Here is a 6371-nt window from a genome sequence, read left to right on the forward strand (position 1 = left end):
AATTTATATAGTTTTAGCAGTTTAAATTAAAATAGGTTTGAGTATATCTTTGAATATGAAACTATTCATAAGTGAAATTTAAATATAACAAAAATCCCCTAATCTTAATTGACTAGGGGTATTTATTTTAAAACTTTTGAAATAATTTTGAAATTTCAGATTTTTTCTGTTCCAGCCGATCTTTCAGCTCATTCATCCACACCAGCGGATCTTTAGGATTTACGAGCCTTTTTATATTATCTCGATTTTTTTCTTCATCAAACCAGATAAGTTTCGTAATCGCTCCAGCTCCAATTCCAATGATTGTCTTATTTTCCTCAATCATTTCGATATTGTAAATCGATTCACTTCCATTTAAGGAATATCCAAGATTTTCTCCCCATTGAAAGCTGTTTTTCTGGCGATACATATAATATGGAAAAAGCTCTTTATTTTTAGTTACATTTTCGATTTTTTCGTAAATTTTTTCATAATCTAATATGTCTTCGTGAGCATAATTTTCTTTGTTAAGACGACTTGCATTTTTTATTGCTAGATTATGAATTGTCAGATTTTCCATATCGTATTTGGAAATTTCTTCCATTGTATACAAAATATCTTCTGTAGTTTCACGTGGCAAGCCTAAAATCAAGTCCATATTTATTTCCAATCCATAATTTTTAGCAAGTTTGTAGACATTATCAAACTGTTCCCTGTCGTGATAACGATTTACAAGTTTTAAAGTTTTTTCATTAAAAGACTGCGGATTTATACTAATTTTATTTATTCCATAGCTTTTGATAATAGCTAATTTTTCTTCATCCAGTGTATCAATTCTTCCAGCTTCAAATGTAAATTCCTTTAAATAATCTAAATTATAGTTTTCTTTTACTGTTTTTAGCAATTTGTCAATTTCTTTCGCCGTTAAAATTGAAGGCGTTCCTCCACCAATATAAATTGTGTTAATTTTTAAGCCTAATTCCTGTGTTAATTGACCGATTTCACGCACTTCGTGATAAATAGACCCTATGTATTCATCATATCGCTCTGCATATTTCCCTCGTAGAAGATAGGCTGGGAATGAACAATATGAACATTTTGTAGGGCAAAAGGCAATTCCTATATAAATTCCAATTGTTTCTTTGTCCAGATATGGCTCTTGACGTTTTACAATGTCTAGTAGAAGTTTTCTTTTTTCATTGCTTACAAGATATATTTTTTCCAATATTTCGTTAATTTCATTATAAGATAACCCCATCTTTAAAAAACGCCCTACAATCTTTGTAGGACGTACTCCTATTAAAATACCCCATTTATATTCATTTTTTTTATCAAAAAGTTTCATCAAGGAACTTTTTGCCATAACTTCTGCCTGATCAAAATATTCTTCATTGACTTTCTTATGTGAAAATGTTACTTCTTTTAAAATTTTTCCATTTTTTTTATCAATTAATACTGTATTTACAGTAATTATTTCTGTGTTATCACTTTCTGAATCTTTTAGTTTTCCACAATTATTCTCAAAGTTTTCCACATCTTGATTTTTTCTAAAATTAACACTAATTTCCACATCATTTTCACTATTTTCAGAAAAAATATCATAATGCTCAGGCAAAAGCACACGTATAAATTCCTCAAGTTTATTCTGATTAATCTCAATATTCGCTCTTATCATCTATTTTATAACTCCCATAAAGTATAACAACAGCACAACTATCCCAAGAACAATCCGATAATATCCAAATATCTTGAAATCGTGCTTTTTAATGTAATTCATAAATACTTTTATCACAGCATACGCAAATACAAATGACAGCACAAAACCTAATGCAATTAAAAACCATTCATATCCATTTAAAGCTGTACCAAGTTTCACTAGTTTTAAAAGTGTCGCCCCAAGCATTGTCGGAATCGCAAGAAAAAATGAAAATTCCGTTGCTAAAACTCTATTTAATCCAAGCAAAACTCCACCAATAATCGTAGCAGCCGATCTCGAAGTTCCAGGAATCATCGCAAGACATTGAAACAGCCCTACTCCAATCGCAGTTTTTACTGACATTTGGGTAATTGAAGTAATTCCGCCTTCCTTTTTCTCCCTCGACTCAAGCCAGATAAGTATAACTCCATAAATAACCAGCATTACTGCCACAACTACCGAATTAAACAGTACTTTATCAATAATATCATCAAAAAGAAGTCCTAGCACAACTGCAGGAAGCACTGCAATTACTATTTTTATCCACATCTGAATAATATCAGCTCTCTGACTCTTGCTAAGCCCTTTTGCAAATGGAAAAATTCTTTTCCAATAATACACAACTACCGATAAAATCGCCCCTAACTGTATAATTATCTTGAATGCATTGGCAAACTCCTCGTTTTGAGAAAGCTGCAAAAACTGATCCACAATAATCATATGTCCTGTACTGCTGACAGGTATAAACTCTGTAAGCCCTTCCACAAGGCTTAAAATAAATACTTTAATAATATCTGCAAACATAATATTTTCCTTTCTTTTTTATTAAAACTATTTTTTAAATTATCATTTATTATATCACATATTTTTTACTTTATTAATAGCCATAAAATTTTCTTGTTTATTTATTTTAAATGTGATATTCTAAAATCATAACTATTTAAAGAGGAAAGATAAATGAAAAAAAATAAAATTCTTTATACTATAAATTACGATAAAATCGTAAATTTCAAAGAAAGGGTTACCCGATTTACAGTCAGATTTGAATTTAAAAGCAACTGTAAAAATGAAGATTATTCTGGAGAAGATTTTGCTCATTTGCATGATACCGGCAGGCTAACAGAATTATTGATTGATGGGGCTGAGCTGCTTATAAAAAAGGCTAATAATGAGAATCGAAAAACTAAATGGGATGTAATCGCAGTAAAGGTTCATGGAGAAATTATACTTATTAATACAGCTTTTCATCGCTACATTACAGAATCTATATTTAACAATGCACAAATTTCACCATTTGGAAAACCTTTGTATATAAAACCTGAAATTAAGTATAACAATAGTAAACTTGATTTCTACCTGGAAACTGAAAAAGATAAAATTTACGTTGAGGTAAAAGGCTGTACTTTGGTAAATGGAAAAAATGCCCAATTTCCTGGCTCTCCTTCCGTGCGTGCCTTAAAACATCTGAAGGAACTGATAGAACTAAAAAAAGAGGGATTTAGAACAGCTGTCTTTATTTTGATTTTTAGAAAATCAGAAATTTTTGCACCTGAACATATTATCGATAGGAACTTCTCAGAAACTTTTTATGAAGCGATAAAAAATGGAGTGGAAATTTATCCAATGCTTTTGGAATATAGAGAAGATGGAAAGGTGTGTTTTGTGAAAAATATAGAAGTTGCAAAAAAACTGTTTTAATATTCAAATAAAAAAAATCGTAAAATAGTTTACAAATTTAAATTAATAAAAAATCGGAATATATTCAAAATATTGATTAATTCCGATTTATTTTTTTATAATTACATTTTATTCAACTTTTCTTTTGCCTCTTCTACAATGTATAACTTATTCCCTTTCTCAATAACTTCTTCGTATAATTTTCTTGCTTCTTCCATTTCGCCTGCTTTTGACTTATAGTTTGCCAATAAATGTTTAATTACCAAAACCTGACGTTTAACACTTAGCTTTTTTAATGTTTCTGATAAAATTTCTATCATTTTTGTGCTATCATTTTCATAAAATAAAATTCCATTTAAAAATTCAATCATAGCATTTGTTTCATCAATTCCTTTTTTAGTTTTAAATTTCTCCATCATTTTTAAAACTTTTTCTTTGTAAATCACTATTGCCTCTTCTTTTCTTTCGAGTCCATGCAATAACAGTGCTTCATTATAGTAATACAGGATTTTATCCTGTTCCCTGAATAATGATTTTTTGGATAAATCTATATCTTTTAAATTTTGATACGCTTCTTCTACTTTTCCTAGCGAAGAATATCCCGCACAAAGATTCAGTTTCATATAATTTCTATATCGCTTATTTTTATTTCTGTCGTATTCATTTTGCGTAATTTCTATAAATTTTTCAGGATCAAGTTCTTCATTTAATATATTCATATATTTTTGATAAAAGTATATATACATTCTTTTGTCTATTTTTAAAAATTCAAATACCAAGATTAGCGAAATAATCAATATATAATTAAAAATTGAGTGTCGCATTCGTAACCACAAAACGAATACAATTAGTAATACAAATATCGTAACAGAAAAATTTATTAACATATATTTTTTTCTTATTGTCATTTTTCTCCTTTCATAAAAATCGAAAATCAAACTTATAACTTTTAAATCAACTTTGACCTTATTTCAGCAGGATTCCGATTTTCTACTTTCATTCTTTAGTAATTATTTTTTCTCAGAAAACATAAAATCAAACTCATAATTCATATCCGTCATTTTCCCATCCTTTGTTTCTTCATAAATACTTTGTAATGAAATTTTGTAACTTATATTTCCTGCTGTTCCAATGTATTCAAAGTCTTTTTGAGGAACTTTGTATTCTTCTTCTTGACTTCCTATATTTTGAAGTTTTAGAGTTTTTAATTTTGTTGATACTTGCTTTATTACATCTTCGTAATTAAATTTCGCAAGTTCTGTACCATTTTTAGCACTTATTGTTATTATTTTATTTAGAATGACAACTTTGTATTTATCAGATTCATTTGTCTGAGCAGATGCTTCTCCCCATCCTTTTTGGTAATGAATAACATTATCATAACCATTTGTTTCCAAAATAGCTGAAGTATTCTCATTTGTCTTTAAGTTATATGTAATTACTTTTCTTTCATCATAACTTTCTCTGTCATCATCATCTTCAATACCATAAGAATAATACTCTTTCCAAGAATCTTTAATTCCCAAATCCTTTTCCAAATCATTAGAAGTTTGATAGATTTTTCCAGCAGAATTTTTTAATCCAAGATTTTTAACCGATGAGTCTTGTCTAGCAGATATATAGTCAATCGCTGTATAAAGTTCATTTCCTTGTCTATTAGTCAAGTTTTGTGTAATTTTGGAAACTTTTCCATCTTTTAAAGCTCCGTATTTTACAAGCATTCTCTTCAGTCTTTGACTTTGACTGTAAACACTCACTTTTTCTGCACTAAATGGAGTATAAACAGCAATTATTAAACAAATAATCAAACTTATAAAAACTCCTGTCACTTTTGATTTTATTATGTATAAAATCATGCAGAAAAATAGCCAGAATATAAGAAGAAGCACATAATACCGGTTCTCTGTAATTCCATACTGGTAAATTCTTTGAAAAATTGCAAACAGTGAAACAAAAATTAAAGGTATAGAAAAATATGGAAAATATTTTTTAAAATTACCTAAAAATTTGTCATTTTTAACAAACGGAGTTATCAAAATTATAATAATAAGGCTAAACGCTATGTACCAAAGGACAAAACGAGAAATTATTCCCTTTGGTAATTTCATAAATATTGCTACAGTTGCAATATAAACATATAAAATCCCTGTATAAATAATAATTAACGGAGTAATTACAAATTTTATAAGCATTTTTAAAATATACGGAAAATCATAATTTTCCAAGTTATCACTAGGCTTTTTCAACAATGACAAGAAAAACGATATTCCCAAAACATCAAATACAAATACCCCCAAATACATATAAAATCTTAAAACAAAGCCATAAAACATCTCAAACCCAAACAATGCAGTAATTGTTGCTAAAATTAATGAAATTCCGATATAAAGCACAGTTGCAAAAATTGATGATACAACAAAATTTACAAACACAGACTGTAAATATTTTTCCTTATTTTCATTTTTTAAAATAGGTACTAAAAGAAAAATTAATATTGAAATAGGCAACAACATCCAAAATCCGATTTCAAAATTATAAACAACAAAACAGAGAACATAAGCTCCAAATCCAATAATAACAGTTAAAACTGTATAAATAGTTCTAATTATCCATTTTTTTCTTTCTTCAAAATATTGTTCCCTAATAACTTCAAACATCGCAGTTAAAAAAATACCAAGCACAAAACATTTATTTATCTCTACCAAGCTCGAAGAAACAACAGAAAGCTTTTCATAACTAAGATTCTCAAGTTCTGTAGTCAAAACAACTAATCCAAAAACCATTAACGTAAAGACAACCGTCACTCTAAACCTGTCAACCCCTCCCTTAAAATATCCAAATAACTTCTTAAATTTTTCTGTAATTTTTCCCATTGATAAACACCTCTTATCATAATTTTTGATTTTGCTATTTATTTTTATATTATAATATCACATTCTTAGTTAAAAAAAAATGAGAAAATTATTTTAATTGCTTGTTTCTACCTCTAAAAATTTTATTTAATGATAAAATTTAAATT

General features: G+C 28.1%; 5 protein-coding genes. 1 reads left to right on the top strand and 4 read right to left on the bottom strand.

From position 1 onward, the window contains the following. Window positions 1-127: 127 nt before the first annotated feature. Window positions 128-1654, bottom strand: coding sequence for a coproporphyrinogen III oxidase (locus Q0370_RS10110; RefSeq protein WP_299575296.1), 1527 nt, complete (start codon window positions 1652-1654; stop codon window positions 128-130). After that, window positions 1655-2479 carry an undecaprenyl-diphosphate phosphatase gene (locus Q0370_RS10115; protein WP_299575298.1) on the bottom strand — a complete coding sequence of 275 codons (825 nt, stop codon included), beginning with the start codon at window positions 2477-2479 and terminating at the stop codon, window positions 1655-1657. Between the two features lie 153 nt (window positions 2480-2632). Here Q0370_RS10115 and sfsA point away from each other — a divergent pair, with 153 nt between their 5' ends. After that, window positions 2633-3373 (top strand): DNA/RNA nuclease SfsA, encoded by a 741-nt coding sequence (gene sfsA, locus Q0370_RS10120; protein ID WP_299575300.1) that lies wholly within the window; start codon window positions 2633-2635, stop codon window positions 3371-3373. Window positions 3374-3474: 101 nt separating this feature from the next. Here sfsA and Q0370_RS10125 read toward each other — a convergent pair whose 3' ends face one another. Continuing rightward, on the bottom strand, window positions 3475-4260 hold the full coding sequence (locus tag Q0370_RS10125; RefSeq protein WP_299575302.1) for a hypothetical protein: 786 nt from the start codon (window positions 4258-4260) through the stop codon (window positions 3475-3477). A 102-nt stretch (window positions 4261-4362) separates the two neighbouring features. Continuing rightward, the gene (locus Q0370_RS10130; RefSeq protein WP_299575304.1) at window positions 4363-6225 is read right to left on the bottom strand and encodes a DUF4153 domain-containing protein; all 1863 of its coding nucleotides are present in this window, start codon (window positions 6223-6225) and stop codon (window positions 4363-4365) included. Window positions 6226-6371 lie beyond the last annotated feature (146 nt).

The sequence above is a fragment of the uncultured Leptotrichia sp. genome, assembly GCF_938036635.1.
Taxonomy (GTDB): domain Bacteria; phylum Fusobacteriota; class Fusobacteriia; order Fusobacteriales; family Leptotrichiaceae; genus Leptotrichia; species Leptotrichia hongkongensis.